16 protein-coding genes and 1 pseudogene are annotated in these 17,290 nt (G+C 66.3%); 12 read left to right on the plus strand and 5 right to left on the minus strand.

All coding sequences use genetic code 11. The features are described 5' to 3' along the window. Positions 1–23: 23 nt before the first annotated feature. From ABE464_RS00580 to ABE464_RS00605, 6 genes and pseudogenes are all read left to right on the plus strand, one after another. Positions 24–2,271 (plus strand): annotated as a pseudogene (locus tag ABE464_RS00580) (methyl-accepting chemotaxis protein). Between the two features lie 208 nt (positions 2,272–2,479). Next, positions 2,480–3,457 (plus strand): TraB/GumN family protein, encoded by a 978-nt coding sequence (locus tag ABE464_RS00585; protein WP_346470301.1) that lies wholly within the window; start codon positions 2,480–2,482, stop codon positions 3,455–3,457. Positions 3,458–3,564: 107 nt separating this feature from the next. Beyond that, complete coding sequence (locus ABE464_RS00590; RefSeq protein WP_346470302.1) at positions 3,565–4,020, plus strand: BLUF domain-containing protein; 456 nt, start codon at positions 3,565–3,567, stop codon at positions 4,018–4,020. Between the two features lie 304 nt (positions 4,021–4,324). Next, positions 4,325–5,611, plus strand: a complete 1,287-nt coding sequence (locus tag ABE464_RS00595) for a nucleotide sugar dehydrogenase (protein ID WP_346470303.1) — start codon at positions 4,325–4,327, stop codon at positions 5,609–5,611. 31 nt (positions 5,612–5,642) lie between these two features. Continuing rightward, positions 5,643–7,265, plus strand: coding sequence for an FMN-binding glutamate synthase family protein (locus ABE464_RS00600; RefSeq protein ID WP_346470304.1), 1,623 nt, complete (start codon positions 5,643–5,645; stop codon positions 7,263–7,265). Then, a complete protein-coding gene (locus ABE464_RS00605) occupies positions 7,262–7,741 on the plus strand; it encodes a GNAT family N-acetyltransferase (RefSeq protein ID WP_346470305.1) in 480 nt (159 codons plus the stop codon). The genes ABE464_RS00600 and ABE464_RS00605 overlap by 4 nt, the downstream gene beginning before the upstream one ends. A gap of 28 nt (positions 7,742–7,769) precedes the next feature. Here ABE464_RS00605 and ABE464_RS00610 read toward each other — a convergent pair whose 3' ends face one another. Continuing rightward, the gene (locus tag ABE464_RS00610) at positions 7,770–9,020 is read right to left on the minus strand and encodes a TIGR03862 family flavoprotein (RefSeq protein WP_346470306.1); all 1,251 of its coding nucleotides are present in this window, start codon (positions 9,018–9,020) and stop codon (positions 7,770–7,772) included. A gap of 10 nt (positions 9,021–9,030) precedes the next feature. Then, the gene (locus ABE464_RS00615) at positions 9,031–9,471 is read right to left on the minus strand and encodes an FKBP-type peptidyl-prolyl cis-trans isomerase (RefSeq protein ID WP_346470307.1); all 441 of its coding nucleotides are present in this window, start codon (positions 9,469–9,471) and stop codon (positions 9,031–9,033) included. Positions 9,472–9,539: 68 nt separating this feature from the next. Between ABE464_RS00615 and ABE464_RS00620 the strand changes: the two genes are divergently transcribed. The 4 genes from ABE464_RS00620 to ABE464_RS00635 all read left to right on the plus strand — a co-directional run bounded on the left by ABE464_RS00620 (position 9,540) and on the right by ABE464_RS00635 (position 12,445). Next, entirely contained in the window at positions 9,540–9,905 is a 366-nt protein-coding gene (locus tag ABE464_RS00620; protein ID WP_346470308.1) for a DUF6164 family protein, read from the plus strand. A 49-nt stretch (positions 9,906–9,954) separates the two neighbouring features. After that, positions 9,955–10,707 (plus strand): sulfurtransferase, encoded by a 753-nt coding sequence (locus ABE464_RS00625; protein WP_346470309.1) that lies wholly within the window; start codon positions 9,955–9,957, stop codon positions 10,705–10,707. A 138-nt stretch (positions 10,708–10,845) separates the two neighbouring features. After that, positions 10,846–11,838 (plus strand): LLM class flavin-dependent oxidoreductase, encoded by a 993-nt coding sequence (locus ABE464_RS00630; RefSeq protein ID WP_346470310.1) that lies wholly within the window; start codon positions 10,846–10,848, stop codon positions 11,836–11,838. A gap of 97 nt (positions 11,839–11,935) precedes the next feature. Continuing rightward, entirely contained in the window at positions 11,936–12,445 is a 510-nt protein-coding gene (locus tag ABE464_RS00635) for a pyridoxamine 5'-phosphate oxidase family protein (RefSeq protein WP_346470311.1), read from the plus strand. 101 nt (positions 12,446–12,546) lie between these two features. Here ABE464_RS00635 and ABE464_RS00640 read toward each other — a convergent pair whose 3' ends face one another. Together ABE464_RS00640 and ABE464_RS00645 are read right to left on the minus strand one after the other, a co-directional pair. Further along, the gene (locus ABE464_RS00640; protein WP_346470312.1) at positions 12,547–13,206 is read right to left on the minus strand and encodes an exopolysaccharide biosynthesis protein; all 660 of its coding nucleotides are present in this window, start codon (positions 13,204–13,206) and stop codon (positions 12,547–12,549) included. After that, positions 13,190–14,500: a hemolysin family protein gene (locus ABE464_RS00645; protein ID WP_319208135.1), complete on the minus strand. Its 1,311-nt coding sequence runs from the start codon at positions 14,498–14,500 to the stop codon at positions 13,190–13,192. The genes ABE464_RS00640 and ABE464_RS00645 overlap by 17 nt, the downstream gene beginning before the upstream one ends. A 282-nt stretch (positions 14,501–14,782) precedes the next feature. Here ABE464_RS00645 and ABE464_RS00650 point away from each other — a divergent pair, with 282 nt between their 5' ends. Continuing rightward, positions 14,783–15,409, plus strand: coding sequence for a DUF47 family protein (locus ABE464_RS00650; protein ID WP_121041743.1), 627 nt, complete (start codon positions 14,783–14,785; stop codon positions 15,407–15,409). 13 nt (positions 15,410–15,422) lie between these two features. Continuing rightward, positions 15,423–16,544 (plus strand): inorganic phosphate transporter, encoded by a 1,122-nt coding sequence (locus tag ABE464_RS00655; protein ID WP_176989624.1) that lies wholly within the window; start codon positions 15,423–15,425, stop codon positions 16,542–16,544. A gap of 116 nt (positions 16,545–16,660) precedes the next feature. Here ABE464_RS00655 and ABE464_RS00660 read toward each other — a convergent pair whose 3' ends face one another. After that, complete coding sequence (locus ABE464_RS00660) at positions 16,661–17,233, minus strand: GNAT family protein (protein WP_346470313.1); 573 nt, start codon at positions 17,231–17,233, stop codon at positions 16,661–16,663. Positions 17,234–17,290: the final 57 nt, after the last annotated feature.

The raw sequence follows: 17,290 nt of genomic DNA on the forward strand, positions 1-17,290 counted from the left end.
GACGATATAGCGGATGCAACGAAATGGAATACTTCAAACATATGCGCGTCGGCAGCAAACTCGCCGTAGGCTTCGGGATTCTTCTGATTCTGCTGATTTCCTCGTCCTCACTGGCGCTTTACCAGGCCGCCCGGATCGGCCAACAAGTGGGCGAGATTGAAGCGAACGGCAAAAAGATGTCGCTGCTCACCACCATGCGGGGCAGCAATTACCAGAACGAGCGCAACCTGCGCGATCTGATTCTGGACGGCGAAGAGAACGGCCCGGCGATCCTGGAGCGGATCCAGCAGACCCGCGCCGCCTACGCCAAGGCGCGTGAGGACCTGGACGCGATCCCCCACAATGCCGAAGGCATGCAGGCCAAGCAGGCGATCCGGGACGCGCAGGATGCGGCAGTGACAGCGCACAACCAGATCATCGAGCGGGCCACCGCCAACGATGACGTGGCGGCGATCGGCCTGCTCTACGGCGAGGCCGAGCCGTTGATGGCGGCCCGCTCGGCAGCCATCCAGGCGGCGGTGGAGCTGCAGGAGCGTCGCAACGCCGAAAGCGCGGCGATCGTCAACGCATCCATCCGGACCTCACGCAGCCTGTTGATCACCTTCGCCTTGGTGGCCCTGGTAGCGGGTGGGTTGCTGGCCTGGCTGATCACGCGCAGCCTGGTGGGGCCGTTGCGGCGCGCGATGGATGTCTCCCGGTCGATTGCCGATGGTCGGTTCGATACCACGGTCGGCAACACCAGCCGGGATGAAACCGGGCAGCTGCTTGCCAGCATGGATGCGATGACCCAGCGCCTGCGCGCCTTCTCCGCCGCACAGCAGGACATGGCGCATCGTCATGACCTGGGTGAATTGGCCTACCGTATCGATGCCTCGGCCTTCCCGGGTGATTTCGGTCGAATCGCCGGCGGCACGAATGCACTGGTGGGCAGCAGTATCGAGCTGACCCAGAAAATCATTGATGTGGTGCGCAACTATGCGGTCGGCGATCTGGCCGAGGATCTGGAAGCGCTGCCGGGTGACAAGGCGCGCTTCACTGAAGCGATGGCCATCACCAAGCAGAATCTGGCGGCGATCAACGGCCAGATCCACCGGTTGGCCTCTGCGGCTGCGGCAGGTGATTTCAGCCAGCGCGGCGATGCCGGTGCCTTCGATCACGAGTTCAAGGTGATGATCGAGCGCCTGAACACGATGATGCAGATCAGCGACGAGAATCTTCGCCAGCTTTCGGAACTGCTCAAGGCGATTGCGTCCGGCGACCTCACCGTGCGCATGGAAGGCGAGTTCCAGGGTGTGTTCGCCCGGATGCGCGACGATGCCAATACCACGGTCGGCCAGCTGACCGGCATCATCGGCAGCATCCAGGTGGCGGCGGGCAGCATCAATACCGCCGCGGTGGAAATCGCCAGCGGCAACAACGATCTGTCGCGTCGTACTGAACAACAGGCCGCGAACCTCGAGGAGACGGCGGCTTCGATGGAGGAGCTGACCTCCACCGTGCGCCAGAACGCCGAGCATGCCCGCCAGGCCAACCAGCTGGCGATCGGCGCCGGTGCGGTGGCCTCCGAGGGCGGCCAGGTAGTGCAGGACGTGGTGGTCACGATGCGCGGCATCGAGGCCTCCTCCAAGAAGATCGCCGACATCATCACGGTGATCGACGGCATCGCGTTCCAGACCAATATCCTGGCCTTGAACGCTGCCGGAAGCAGCACGCGCCGGGGAGCAGGGCAGGGGCTTTGCCGTGGTCGCCAGTGAAGTGCGCACGCTGGCGCAGCGCTCGGCGGGTGCGGCCAAGGAGATCAAGGAGCTGATCGAGGACTCGGTGGACAAGGTGGCCATCGGTGCGGGCCTGGTCGACAAGGCCGGCGTGACCATGACCGAGATCGTCACCTCGGTGCAGAAGGTCACCGACATCATGGCCGAGATTTCGGCCGCGTCGCAGGAGCAGTCGGCCGGCATCGAGCAGGTCAGCCAGACGGTGGTGCAGCTGGATGAAACCACCCAGCAGAACGCGGCACTGGTGGAAGAGGCGACGGCCGCGGCGCGCTCGATGGAGGAGCAGGCCATCGCCCTGACCGGCGCGGTGGCGCGCTTCCGCCTGGCGGCCCAGAGCGGCGTTCAGACGCAGCCTGCGGCCGCGCCGCGTGGTGCTGCCTCGTCACTGAAGGCATCGGTGCCGGCGTTCGCCAAGCCGCGTTCCGGCAGCGCTACGGTGACCCCGCTGCGGCAGGTGCCGGCGGCGACGGTCGACGGCGATTGGCGCGAGTTCTGAGCTGGCGGCTCGCCTGATCAAGGTGAGTGGCGATGATGCGGGGGCAGCCATGGGGCTGCCCTCGTTCGTTCGCGCTGCGGGGACCAGGGTCCGGGCAACGCAAACTTTACGCATTTCTTTGCGCGCCGCCCTACGCTGCGCACCATCCCGGACAAAGACACGTGATATGGCGAACTCGGTACGTGCACGGACAGCACTGATGTTGAGCATGGGGCTGCTGCTGAGCGGTGCGGTACAGGCGCAGACGACGGTGCCCCCGGCGGGGGACGTGATCGATCTGGCCCCGGTGGTGGTCTCCGGTGAGCAGCCTGGCCCGGGCATGTGGCAGGTCCGCAACAGCGCCGGCCACACGTTGTGGATTCTCGGCACGGTGTCACCGCTGCCGGCCAAGCTGGAGTGGCGGGCCGACGAAGTGCAGGCCGTGATCGGCAGTGCGCAGGAAGTGCTCGGATCGCCGGGCTGGGGATTGGATGCCGATGTCGGCTTCTTCGGTCGGCTGACGCTGGTGCCGTCGGCGTTGAAGGCCGCCCGCGATCCGGACGGGCGCACGTTGCGCGAGGTGCTGCCGCCGGATCTGTACGCGCGCTGGGCGCAGCTCAAACAGCGCCATATCGGTCGCGATGGCGGCATCGAGAAAGATCGTCCGCTGGTGGCGGCCACCCAGCTCTACGCCGCTGCACTCAAGGATGTCGGCCTGGGCCGTTCCTCGCCGGTGTCCAAGGTGGTGGAGAAGGCCGCCAAAGCGCACGGCCTGAAGCCGGTGCTGACCCGGGTCGAGATCAAGATCGCCGACCCCCGCCAAGCGCTCAAGGAAGTGCGCGGTACGGCCCTGCAGGACCTGGAGTGCTTCCGCCGCACGCTGGATGTGGTCGAGCACGGGCTGCCGCTGCTGGCCGAACGCGCCAATGCCTGGTCGGTGGGGGATGTAGAAGCGTTGCAGCGGCTGGCCGTGGAAGGGCAGTACGTCGCCTGCGTGGATGCGGTTGCCAACAGTGAGTTCGGCCGCCGCCGCGGCCTGACCGACGTGGACGCCCAGGCGCAGCGAAAGTGGCTGGGCATGGCGAGCGCTGCGCTGGGGCGCAATGCAGTGACCTTCGCTACCGTCCCTGTGTCATCGCTGGTCGCTCCCGGCGGCTATCTGGAGCAGCTGCGCGCGCGGGGCTATGAGGTGCAGGCGCCTGATTGAGCGGTGAGCTGCACCCCACGGTGGAAGGCGATGCATCCTGACGCCACCGCTACCCACTGCGTTGCCTTCATGGCATAGTCAGTTCCGGTTCACTATGGAAAGCCTTCATGCCGCTGCATGCGGTCGCTTACGTGAGCGACGCTATCGAAGGAATCGAGACGTCTGACATCGATCAGATTCTGCGTGCGGCAATGGGCTTCAACAAAGTGGCGGGGGTGACCGGCGTGCTGATGTTCGATGGGCGCCGGTTCCTGCAGTACTTCGAAGGCCCGGAAGACGGCGTGGATTCGGTGTTCCAGCGCGTGCTCAATGCGCGCATCCATCAAGGGCTCCGCGAGCTGGCACGGGGCGAGGTAAGTGTGCGGTATTTTGCCTGCTGGACGATGGCCTCGGCCGCCGTCGAACCGGATGCACTGTCGCGCCTGGTGGACGCCGGTTGGGAAGGCTTCGCCCTGACGTCGTCGGTGGACGGCAACTCGCGCACCGGATTTGCTGCATTGCTTGATGCATGGACCGGCGTCTCCGGCGAGTTGGAACCGGCCGCAGTGACGTTGGGTTCGTAACGCAAATCAACGCTGTCCGTAACACAATGATCACGGTTGCCGACCTATTCTGTGTCTACCAGCTGTGACCAGTCTTGCGGGGTTTGCCCTTGGAGGCTGTCTGAAAGGGTAGTAACCGCAGCTGGACCATCATTCCTTTGGCCGTCGTCCGTACTCTCCGCGGGCGGCGGCTTTGTTCTTTGTGGGGCAGCGCCTGGCGCGTTAGGCTTGCATCACCTGTACCCCGGCGCCTGTATCGCATGAAGCCCTCCCTGATGACGCCCCGGCTGATCGCCGGCCCGGTTCCGCTGCATGGAGCGCGGCGATGACGCGCGCCATTTCCGCAGCGACAACGCCGCGCATCGGCGTGATCGGGCTGGGGTATGTGGGCCTGCCACTGACGGTGACGTTTGGTCAGCAGCAGCCGACGCTGGGGTATGACATCGACCAGGCGCGCGTCGCCGAGCTGCAGCGCGGTCATGACCATACGCTCGAGCTGGACGCCGACGAACTCGCTGCCGCCGTGAATGCGCGCTACAGCGCCGATCCTTCGGATCTGGCCGGGTGCAACGTCTACATCGTGACCGTGCCCACGCCGATCGATGCGCATGAGCAGCCCGATCTGGGCCCGCTGCGCAGTGCCAGCCAGCTGATCGGCGGGCTGCTGGCGCCGGGCGACCTGGTGATCTACGAATCCACCGTGTACCCCGGCACCACCGAGGAAGTCTGCGTGCCCTTGCTGGAGGCCGGCTCGGGGCTGCGCTTCAACGAAGACTTCTACTGCGGCTACAGCCCCGAGCGGATCAACCCGGGCGACCGCGAACGCCGGCTGCCGGACATCCGCAAGATCACCTCCGGCTCGACACCCGAGGCGGCGGCCGTGGTGGATGCACTGTACAAGCGCATCATCACCGCCGGGACCTGGCCGGCGCCCTCGATCCGCGTGGCCGAGGCCGCCAAGGTGATCGAGAACATCCAGCGCGACGTCAACATCGCCTTGGTCAACGAACTCGCGCTGATCTTCGATCGGCTCGGCATCGACACCCAGGACGTGCTGGCCGCGGCCGGCAGCAAATGGAACTTCCTGCCGTTCCGGCCCGGCCTGGTGGGTGGCCACTGCATCGGCGTGGACCCGTACTACCTGCTGCACAAGTCCGAGAGCATGGGCTACCACCCCGATCTCATCCACACCGCGCGCCAGGTCAACAACCGGGTCGGTGAGCACGTCGCACAACGCGTGCTGGCGCTGCTGGCATCGCGCACCATTGCCGTCGCCCAGGCGCGCGTCCTCGTGCTGGGCGTCACCTTCAAGGAGAACTGCCCGGACCTGCGCAACAGCCGCGCGCTGGAGCTGGCGCAGCGCCTGCAGGCCAGCGGGGCACAGGTGGACGTGCAGGATCCGTGGGTCGGGCCAGCGGCGCTTGCCGATGCCGATGTACGGTGGGTCGCCGCACCTGATGCCGGCGGCTATGACGCGGTGGTGCTGGCGGTGGCGCATGACAGCTTCCGCGCCTTCGACGCGGCGCAGGTGCGCGCGCTGCTCAAGCCGCACGGCGTGGTGTACGACGTCAAATCCGTGTGGCCCCGGGAAGCGGTGGACGACCGCCTGTAGACTCGGGGGCAGCTATTGATTGAGGAAAGCCATGCATCGCTATCTCGCGTATCTGCTCGCCATCCTGTTGTTCCCGGTCTGCGTGTGGTTGGCCACGATCTGGCCCGCCTGGTATTGGGGCGTCGGCGTGACAGCGTTGCTGGCAGTTCTGGGCACGTGGGATATGCTGCAGAAGCGCAGCACACTGCGGCGCAACTACCCGGTGATGGCGCACTTCCGCTACGGGCTGGAATCGATCGGGCCGGAGATCCGCCAGTACTTCGTGCAGAGCGATCTGGAGGACGTGCCGTTCTCGCGCCAGCAACGCGCACTGATCTACCAGCGCTCCAAGAATGAGATGGACGTGGTGCCGTTCGGCACGCTGCGCAGCACCTATGCGGTGGACTACGAATGGATCAACCATTCACTGGCGCCGACCGAGATCGGCCACCACGATTTCCGCATCCAGATCGGCCCGAACTGCGCCAAGCCGTATTCGGCCAGTGTGTTCAACATCTCCGCGATGAGCTTTGGTTCGCTGTCGGCCAACGCGATCCGCGCCCTCAACGAAGGCGCGCGCCGCGGCAGCTTCTATCACGACACCGGCGAAGGCTCGATCTCGCCCTATCACCGTGAGATGGGCGGCGACCTGGTCTGGGAAATCGGCTCGGGTTACTTCGGGTGCCGCGACGACAAGGGCGGTTTCAGCGAAGAGAAGTTCGTCGCCAACGCCAACCACGATCAGGTCAAGATGATCGAGATCAAGCTCTCGCAGGGTGCCAAGCCCGGCCATGGGGGCGTGCTGCCGGCAGCGAAAGTGAGCGAAGAGATCTCGATCACCCGGGGCGTGCCGATGGGGGTGGATTGCGTATCGCCCTCCAGGCACAGTGCATTCAACACGCCGGTGGAACTGCTGCAGTTCGTCGCGAGGCTGCGGGAGCTGTCCGGCGGCAAGCCGGTCGGGTTCAAGCTTGCGATCGGTCATCCCTGGGAGTGGTTCGGCATCGCCAAGGCGATGCAGGAAACCGGGTTGCTGCCGGATTTCATCGTTGTCGACGGCGCCGAAGGCGGTACCGGCGCTGCGCCGGCCGAGTTCATCGATCACGTCGGCGTGCCGATGCATGAAGCGCTGCTGCTGGTGCACAACACCCTGGTCGGCCTGGACCTGCGCGACCGTATCCGCATCGGCGCGGCAGGCAAAGTGACCAGTGCGTTCGAGATCGCCCGCACCATCGCGCTGGGCGCGGACTGGTGCAATGCCGGGCGTGGTTTCATGTTCGCGCTGGGCTGCATCCAGTCACTGAGCTGCCACAGCGACAAGTGTCCCACGGGCATTGCCACGCAGAACCCCAACCGTTGGCGCCACTTGGATGCCGCCGACAAGGCCACGCGCGTACACAGCTATCACGAGAACACGCTGCGCGCGCTGCGAGACCTGCTGTGTGCGGCCGGTCTGAACGATCCCTCCGAGCTGGGCCCGGAGCACATCCTGCGTCGCGTCTCGCCGGTGGAGATCCGCTCGCTGGCGTCGTTGTATCGTTATCTGGCCCCCGGTGAGCTGCTGCGCAAAGTGCCGGACCACGCGGTCTTCCACGACTACTGGGCTGATGCGCGCAGTGATTCGTTCCAGCCACCGGCGCGCATCCAGGCACTGCGGACGAGCAAGTCGCGATGAGTGGAGAACGAACCGTTCAACTGCGTGTGGGACGTGCCGATGAGGCCGACGCGCTGTGGGTGCTGCGCACGCGCTGCGTGCGCGAACTCTGCAGCGCGGCCTATCCGCCGGAGGTGATCGTCCCGTGGTCGGCCTCACCGCCGCCGGAGCATTACCGTGCGCTGTTGGCGGGCGGTGGCTGTGTGATTGCCGAAGACACTGACGGCGTGCTGTTGGGCTATGGCGTGATCGATCTGGCCGGCAACGAAATCGATGCGCTGTTCGTCGATCCCGACTGCGGTGGCCGTGGCATCGGTCTGACCTTGATGCAGGCGATGGAGGCGTTGGCCGACCCGGCGCGGCCGCTGGTGCTGTCGGCCTCGCTCAATGCGGTCCCGTTCTATCGTCGCTGTGGCTTTGAAGCGCTGCGCGAGGAGAGCTACCCGCACCCCAGCGGCGTGTCGCTCGCCTCGGTTCGGATGCAGCGCAGGCGCTGATGCCGGCCGCTGGCCGGCACCCCTCGATTCACGCCTGCGCCAACCACGCCACCACGCCACGCCCGGCGCGCAGCCCACTGGCGTAGCACGCGGTCAGCAGATAGCCGCCGGTCGGCGCTTCCCAGTCCAGCATCTCGCCGGCACAGAACGTGCCGGGCCGCCCCCGCAACATCAACTGTGCATCCAGCGCTTCCAGGCGTACGCCACCTGCCGTGCTGATCACTTCATCGATGGGGCGCGGTTGCTGCAGAGCCAGGGGCAGACGCTTGAGCGCATGCGCGATCTGGTCCAGCGGCAATTGCCCGGCCTCGCGGCCCAGCACTTCGAACAGCAGGGCCGACTTCACGCCGCTCAACCCGAGCTGGCGGCGCAGGACCTCGCCGAAGCTGCGGCCCTGTCGCGGCTTCTGCAGCTTCTCCAGCACCTGTGCTTCGGTCTGGCCCGGCAACAGGTCCAACTGCAGGGTCACTTGGCCGTCGCGGGCCAGGCTGTCGCGCAGGTCCGCCGACAGCGCATAGATCAGACTGCCCTCGATACCGGTCGCGGTGATCACGCACTCGCCCTGCAGCGAGCGCGGCTGACCCTGCAGATCGGTCCAGTGCGCCACCACCGGCTTGAGCGGGGCACCGGCCTGGCGCTCGCTGAAATAGGGCGTCCAGCCGATGTCGAAGCCGCAGTTGGCCGGCTGCAGCGGGGTGATGTCGATACCGGTGGCGGTCATCGGCGCGACCCATGCGCCATCCGAGCCCAGCTCCGGCCAACTGCCACCGCCAAGCGCGAACACCACCGCATCGGCCGTGATCGTTGCCGTGCCCTCGGGCGTATCGAAGCGCAGCGCGCCTGCGTCATCCCAGCCGGTCCAGCGGTGCTGAACGTGAAAACGTACCCCCTGTTCCTTCAGCCGGCGCACCCAGCCGCGCAGCAGTGGGGCGGCCTTGCGGTCGACCGGGAACACACGTCCCGAACTGCCCACATAGGTTTCCACGCCGAACGCCAGCGCCCAGGCACGCAGCGCCTCACCATCGAAATCGGCCAGCCAGCCGCCCACTGCGTCCGCGCGCTCGCGGTAGCGCGAGACGAACACGTCGCGCGCATCGGAGTGGGTCAGGTTGAGGCCGCCTTTGCCAGCGATCAGGAACTTGCGGCCGGGCGAACCCTTGGCCTCGTACAGATCGACGGCGTGGCCGGCAGCGCGCACGGTCTCCGCCGCCATCAGGCCGGCGGGGCCGCCGCCGATGATCGCGACCCGGCGTGGTGGGGTGTTCAGGGCAATGCTCATGCAGGCAGGATCAACGCGGCTTGACGTCGAGCAGTTCGACATCGAACACCAGCGAGGAATTCGGTGCGATCGGCCCTGCGCCACGCGCGCCATAGCCGTACTCGGCCGGGATCATCAGGGTGCGCTTGCCGCCCACCTTCATCCCGGCAAAGCCTTCGTCCCATCCCTTGATGACCTGACCCTGGCCGAGGTTGAAGGTGAAGGGCTCGCCGCGGTCGACCGAGCTGTCGAACTTGTCGCCATGCTTGTCGGCGGTGCGCTCGTCATAGATCCACCCGGTGTAGTGCACGGTGACCTTGCTGCCAGGCGTGGCCTCGGCGCCGTTGCCTGGCTGGGTATCGATCTTCTCGAACTGCGCGATGCTGCCACCGGGCGGCGGGCCGGGCGGGGTGCAGGCGGCCAACAGCGACAACATCAGGGGGGCGAGCAGGTAACGGGGCAGACGGCGCATGGGCGGGCTCCGGATCCAAAAAACGGGGGACGCAAGGGTAGCGCATCGCCGGGCGCTATCATGGGCGCATGTCGAAACTGCTGCTCAACCTGCGCAATGTCGCGGACGATGAAATCCAGGATGTCACCGCCCTGCTGGACAAGGCGGGCATCGCCCATTACCGCACCGAGCCCAGCCCTTGGGGGATCTCCTTTGGCGGGATATGGGTCCGCGACAACGAGGATCACCCTCGGGCCAAGGCGCTGATGGCGGACTACCAGCAGGTGCGCGGCGAACGTGTCCGCGGTGAGCGTGAGGCCGCGCTGCGCGACGGCACCGCCGAGACCTTCGGCAGCCTGATCCGGCGTCGCCCGGTGTTCGTGGTCGCGGTGCTGATCGGCATGGCGGTGGCCGCCGCGCTGGTGCTGCTGCCGTTCGTGCTGCTGCGCGGCTGATTCCAGGGCCGCTCAGGCGTAGCGCCTGCCCAGCGGCTAAAATGGCGGGATGATCGCCAATACCGCCGCCTACCACTTCACCCCCGTCGCCGACCCGGACGCGCTGTGCGCGACCCTGTTGGAGCGGGCGACCACCGCGCAGCTCCGCGGAACCATCCTGGTGGCGGGTGAGGGCATCAACCTGTTCCTGGCCGGTGCAGCGCCGGCGATCGACGGCTTCTACGCCGCCCTGCGCGCGGATGCGCGGTTTGCCGGGCTGCGCGTGAAGACCAGCTACAGCCAGATGCAGCCGTTCGCCCGGCTCAAGGCCAAGGTCAAGCCGGAGATCATCAGTTTCCGCATCGACGACGGTCAGCCGCTGGCGTACCCGCGCGCGCCCTCGATCGATCCGGCCACGGTGCAGCGCTGGCTGCGCCAGGGGCACGATGACGCCGGCAAGCCGGTGGTGATGCTGGACACCCGCAACACCCAGGAGATCGAGTACGGCACCTTCCAGGACGCGCTGGTGCTGCCGATCACCAAGTTCACCGATCTGCCCGAGGCCCTGGCCCTGCACCGCGAGGCGCTCAAGGACAGCACCGTGGTCAGCTTCTGCACCGGCGGCATCCGCTGCGAGAAGGCGGCGCTGTGGATGCGCAACGACGGCATGGACAACGTCCTGCAGCTGGACGGCGGCATTCTGGGCTATTTCGAGGCCGTGGGCGGTGAGGGCTATGACGGCCGCTGCTTCGTCTTCGACGAGCGCGTGGCGCTGGATCCGGCCCTGCAGCCGCTGGTCGACCAGGACGCCGGCGCCGCCTGAGCCGTCTTCACGGCGTTGATTGTCCTGAATCGTCGCGAGACGGAAATCAGCGTCTTGCCACCTGCGCCTTGTGGGCGGTGGCAAACCGGCCGGACAGCCCCATCTCAGTGGGATATCTCCTGGTTGGAACGAGCATTCATGATGCAGCTGTCGATTCTTGATCTGGCGCCGGTCTGCGAAGGCAGCGACACCACGCAGGCCTTCGCCAACATGCTGGACCTGGCCCAGCACGCCGAAGGCTGGGGCTTCCACCGCTATTGGCTGGCCGAGCACCACAACATGCCCGGCATCGCCAGCGCCGCCACTGCGGTACTGATCGGCCACGTGGCCGGGGGCACGAAGCGTATCCGCGTTGGTGCCGGCGGCATCATGCTGCCCAATCACTCGCCGCTGCAGGTCGCCGAGCAGTTCGGCACGCTGGCCTCGCTGTACCCGGACCGCATCGATCTCGGCCTGGGCCGTGCGCCCGGTACCGATCAGCCCACCGCCCGCGCACTGCGTCGTTACTTCGACAGCGCTGACCAGTTCCCGCAGGACGTGCGCGAGCTGCTGCATTACTTCGAGCCTGCCCAGAAGGGCCAGGCCGTTCGCGCCGTGCCCGGTGCGGGCATCCCGGTGCCGGTGTGGCTGCTCGGCTCCAGTCTGTTCAGTGCGCGGCTGTCGGCGGCGATGGGCCTGCCGTTCGCCTTCGCCTCGCACTTTGCGCCGGACGCGATGGATGAAGCGCTGTCGGTCTACCGTCGCGAATTCCGCGCCTCGCAGTATCTGCAGGCGCCGTATGCGGTGTTGGGGCTGAACGTGGTCGCCAGCGATTCCGAAGCCGAGGCCAAGCGTCTGTTCACCACCCAGCAGCAGAGCTTCGTCAATCTGCGTCGTGGCCTGCCGGGTCTGATTCCGCCGCCGATCGACGACATCGAAGCGTTCTGGCAGCCGCACGAAAAGGCCGGCGTCCAGAGCGCGCTGGCCTGTGCAGTGGTCGGTGACGTGCAGCAGGTGCAGGAAGGCCTCGCCGCGTTCGTGTCACGACACAAGCCGGATGAAGTGCTGGTCACGGCCAACATCTACGACCACGCCGCGCGCAAGCGCTCGTTCGGGCTGGCGATGCAGGCATGGCGCGCGCTGCAGGTGTGACATCGGCGCGGCGTGCGAAGAAGGCGTGACCGCGCGGTTCACGTCGCCGTAGCCGCCGATCGGCTGTGATGGGGGCTCCCCTTACAGGAGCCACCTCATGGCCGAACATGATCGCCAGCAGCACATCAAACAACTGGCCGAACTGATCCGCGATGTGGACATCGCGATGTTCACCACGGTCGGTGCGGACGGGCGCTTGTTCAGCCGTCCGCTGGGCACCCAGGAAGTCGAATTCGATGGCGACCTGTGGTTCGCCACCGGGGCCGACAGCCCGAAGATCGCGGAGATCACCGCCAACCCGCGCGTCAATGTTGCCTACGCCTCGCCATCGGGCAACACCTACGTCTCCGTCTCGGGCACCGCGCGCGTGGTCCATGACCGGGCCAAGATCGACGAACTCTGGTCGCCGGCGATGAAGGTCTTCTTCCCCGGCGGCAAGGACGACCCGAACCTGCGCCTGATCCACGTCAGCGCCGAATCGGCCGAGTACTGGGATGGCCCCGGCGGCCTGCTGGGCAAGGCGTTGTACTTCGTCCTGTCGGCAGTGACCGATGATCCGGGCGCGATGTCCGACACCGGCACGGTGGATCTCAAGCCCGGCGCGTAACCGGGTTCACAGGGCCGGCCTTGCGCCGGCCATGGTTGTGCTGAAGCCGGCCGCGGGGTCGGCTTTTTTCATGGCGCGTGGCGTGCCGGGGTGTGTCGGCGTCAGCCGAACCAGCGCTGGAACAAGTCCACCGTATAGCCCACCAGCTGCCCCGAGCTGAAGCCGAAGAACAGCACGGCAGCCACCGCGCCGATCCAGTTGAGCAGCATCAGCACGCCATCGCGCTCCAGCAGTGCCAGGGCGAACAACAGCAGCTGGAAGCCGAACAGGTAATTGGTGAGCGGGATCGGCAACGACAGCAGCAGGCCGATCAGGATCAGCAGCAGGCCGCTGAAGGCGTGCACCGGCAGCGGCACCAGCAGTCCGGGCAGCCGCGGCTTGAGCAGGCGGTCCAGGCGGCGCAGCGGGCCGTTGATCCGCTCCAGGAAGCGATGCATTGTCCCGCGCTTGGGCCCGCGGTTGCGGATGAAGCCAGGCAGCCAGGGCCGGCGCATGCCGCACAGCATCTGCGCGCCGATCAGCACCACCAGCGGCCCACTGACCGCGCCGCCGATCCCCGGAATCGGAATGAAGGCCGGCAGGATCGCCACGAACAGGAACACACCGAACGCGCTCTGCTGCAGATCCTGCAGGATCTGGCCGAGCAGCAGCCGTTCCTCCGGATCCCCGTGGTCGAACATCGCCAGCAGGGTACGGATACCCTCGTTGCGGTACTGCGGCCGCGTCGGGTCCGGCGGCGTCGGCTCAGCCGGTGATGTCATCGGTTTCGTCTTCGCTCAGGGTGCGCAGCAGCAGCTTGTCGACACGGGCACCGTCGAGATCGACGATCTCGATGCGCCAGCCGGCCCAATCGAAGTACTCGCCCGCATGCGGGATGCGGCCGAAATAGTGAATGCACATGCCGGCCAGCGTGTAGTAGTCGCCATCATCGGCATCGGGCAGTTCGGCGTTGCCCATCAGTTCGCGCAGGTCTTCGATCGAGAGCGAGCCATCGACCAGGAACGAACCGTCCTCACGGGTGACGACCAGCGCGTCCTCGTCCACGTTCTCCACCGACTGCAGGCGGCCGACCACCGCGCCCATCAGGTCGCTGATGGTGACCAGGCCCTGGATCTCGCCGTATTCGTCCACCACCAGGGCCATCGACTGCTGTTCCTCGCGGAAGATCTCCAGCAGCTTCATCGCGTGGGTGGACTCGGAAACGTACAGCGGCTCGCGCAGGTTCTGGAACAGCGAGTGGTCATCGCGCACCAGGCGGGTCACCAGGCTTTTGACCTCCAGCACGCCGACGATGTCCTGGTCGTTGTCGCGGAACACCGGGTAACGCGAGAACTCGTTCTCGCGCATGGTAGCCAGGTTCTTTTCCGGGTCGGCCGCGGTATCCAGCCACGCAATCCGGTTGCGCGGGGTCATCAGGCTGTCGGCAGTACGGTCGCCCAGGCGCATGACGCGGTTCATCATGTCGCGCTCATGGGCATCGATCACGCCGGCCTCGTGGCTCTCGGCCACCAGCATGCGGATCTCTTCTTCGGTCACCGAGGCCGCCTCGTCCTTGCCCAGGCCCAGCACGCGCAACACCAGCCGGGTGCTGTGCGAGAGCAGCCACACCGCCGGGAAGGCGATCCGGGAGAGCCAGCCCATCGGCCATGCAACCAGCCCGGCGATGTCCTCCGAGCGGGTGATGGCCAACCGTTTGGGGACCAGTTCGCCGAAGATCAGCGTCAGGAAGGTGATCAGGGCGACTGCCAGCGCCTTGCCGACCTCGCTGGAGTAAGCAAATGCCGGCACGATGCCGTGCAGCCACTCGGCGATGGCCAGGCCGATCGCCTCACCGCCGAACACACCGGTCAGGATGCCGATCAGGGTGATGCCGATCTGGACCGTGGACAGGAAGCTCTCTGGCTTCTCGGACAGGGCCAGCGCGCGCTCGGCGCGCTTGCTGGAGCCCGCCATCTGCTTGAGGCGGCTCTTGCGCGAGGTCATGACCGACATCTCGGACATGGCGAAGAAGCCGTTGAGCAGGATCAGGGCCAGGACAATAATCAGTTCAAACACGGGCGTCGTCCCCGGTTGGTGGCAGGGAGGGCGTGTTCAAGCGATGTCGGCTACCGGAGGGCGCGTAAGCGCGGCGGTGCGGCGGGGGGTAAGGGTCGTCGTCCATAGAGTGCACCCGAAGGTGCCCGCGCATCTTAACAAAAGGCCGGGGCAGGGGTGCAAACAGAGTCGTTCAGACGGGGCGGTCCCCGTGTGAAGAAGGGGGGGAGTACCCGGAACAGACATCAAACCGTCATAATTCCGCCCGGTGCCGTCCTTCCTCGACGGCGAATAGGTTTCTCAATGTTCTCTCTGCAGACCATTTTTGGCTCCGGCAAACAGTTCTACACCCTGCTGGACGAGGCTGCCCAGGCCGCCCAGGACAGTTCCAAGGCGCTGCACTCCATGCTGCGCGAGGCGGACCGCCAGCCGGCGCTGGACGCCTTCAAGCTGGCCCGCCTGCGCGAGCGCGCGGCCTCGGACAAGATCAGCCAGGCGCTGGTCGACAGCTTCATGACCCCGATCGAGCGCGAAGACATCGAAGCGCTGGGCTCGGCGCTGTACAAGATTCCCAAGCAGATCGAGAAGTTCGCCGATCGCTATTCGCTGGCCACCCAGCATCTGGAACACATCGATTTCGCGCCGCGCGCGGCGATGCTGGAACAGGCGGCCAGCGTGGTGGTGGAGATGGTCAACGACCTGCGCCACATGAACCTGGACCGGATGACCGCGCTCAACGAGAAGCTGCGTTCGCTGGAAAACGAAGCCGACCGGCTGATGCTCGAGCTGTACCGCGACATCTACTCCGGCCGCCTGGACAGCCTGCAGATGTTCCTGCTCAAGGAATTCTTCGAGATCCTGGAAAAGGCCATCGATCGTTGCCGCGAGGCCGGCGTGGTGGCCTACCAGATCGTCTTGAAGAACAGCTGACGGACGCCACAGCATGCTGACCCTTGTCCTGGTGGTGATCCTGGCCGCGCTCGTCTTCGAGTTCATCAACGGCTTCCACGACACCGCCAACTCCATCGCCACCGTGGTGGCGACCAAAGTGCTCTCGCCCGGCTGGGCGGTGATGCTCGCCGCGTTCATGAACTTGATCGGCGCGCTGACCGGCACCGCCGTCGCGCTGACCATCGCCTCGGGCCTGCTCAACACCAACGTGGTCGATGTGACCCCGCAGGTGATCCTGTGCGCGCTGCTGGGCGGCATCATCTGGAACCTGATCACGTGGTGGAAGGGACTGCCGTCCTCGTCCTCGCACGCCCTGATCGGCGGCCTGTGCGGCGCCGGCCTGGCCGCGGCCCACAACAACTGGGACGCGCTGATCTGGTCCGAGCGCATCGGCACCTGGGCCCAGAACAAGGGCCTGCTGTGGAAGGTGTTCCTGCCGATGATCACCTCGCCGATCGCCGGCTTCCTGCTCGGCATCGCGGTGATGCTGCTGCTGTGGGGCATGATCGCGGGCATGGCCAAGATCGGTGGCTTCCTGGGCCGTCTGGCGCGCCCGCGCATCGTCAATGCGTTCTTCGGCAAGGCGCAGATCGTATCGGCGGCCTACATGGGCTTTGCCCACGGCCACAACGATGCGCAGAAGACCATGGGCATCATCGCCATGACCCTGATCGGTGCCGAGGCGACCGGTGCGCTGAACGACCTGCCGTCCTGGCTGGCCTTCATGCACCCGGATGCAAGCGCCGGTGATGGCATCGCGATGTGGATCGTGCTGACCTGCGCCGTGGTGATGGCCGCCGGCACCGCGTCGGGTGGCTGGAAGATCATCAAGACGCTGGGCCACAAGATGGTCAAGCTGCACCCGATCCATGGCTTCGCCGCGGAAACCAGCTCGGCCACGATCCTGACCGTGGCGGCGCACTTCGGCATGCCGGTCTCGACCACGCACAGCATCTCCACCGCGATCATGGGCGTGGGCTTCGCCAAGAACCCGCGTTCGCTGCGCTTCGGCGTGATCGAGCGGATCGTGTGGGCGTGGATCCTGACCATCCCGGCTGCCGGCGGCTGTGCGTACCTGATCCTGCGTCTATTCGAAATGTTCGGCTGGGCCTGATCGGTCCGCAGGGTTGAACATCGAAAAGCCCGCCGGAAGGCGGGCTTTTTCGTGGGAGTGAGCGTGCCTGACAGGGCGGGAGAGGCTGGTACACCCAGGATGGCGTCGCGCCGGTCCTAGCGCGGCGCTGGGTCGGCCCGATCCTGCCACTCGCGTACCAGCAGGCCGTAGAGGGCTGAATCGGAGACCTCGCCAGCGACCCGCCAGCGTTCCCGCAGCAGCCCCTCGCGCTGGAAGCCGAGCCGCTCCAGCACCTTTGCGGAGGGCACATTGCGTGGATCGATCTCCGCTTCCAGCCGACGCATGCGCAGTTCATCGAACAGGTACGTCACGAACCGTGACAACGCCTCGTGCATGTAGCCCTTGCCCTGCGCGTGTGCAGCGAGGTGATACCCGATTTCCGCGCGCCTGGACGTCTCGTCGATGGCAAATACCACCACGATGCCCAGCAGCGGCCCGTCCGCCTGCTCACGGATCGCCAGCTTGAGCTGCGTGCCCGCGTCCAGGGCGGCGAGATCGTCGAGGATCTGCACGTAAGCCTGCTTGAGGTCGGTCCAGGGCGCGTGGTTCCAGTAGCGCATGCCTGCCGGGTCGGACTGGATCGCGAACAATGCCTGGGCGTCTGCCGCGCGGATCGGGCTTAGTACCAGGCGCGCGCTGTCCAGTTGCAGGGTCGGGTCGAACGGCATGTGGGTTCCTGTGATCGAGCTCAGGCCACGGTAGCGGCTCGCGCGCCGTGTCGCACG

Origin of the sequence: Stenotrophomonas sp. TWI587 (genome assembly GCF_039674145.1) — a bacterium.
In the GTDB taxonomy this organism is placed as follows: Bacteria; Pseudomonadota; Gammaproteobacteria; order Xanthomonadales; family Xanthomonadaceae; genus Stenotrophomonas; species Stenotrophomonas maltophilia_AY.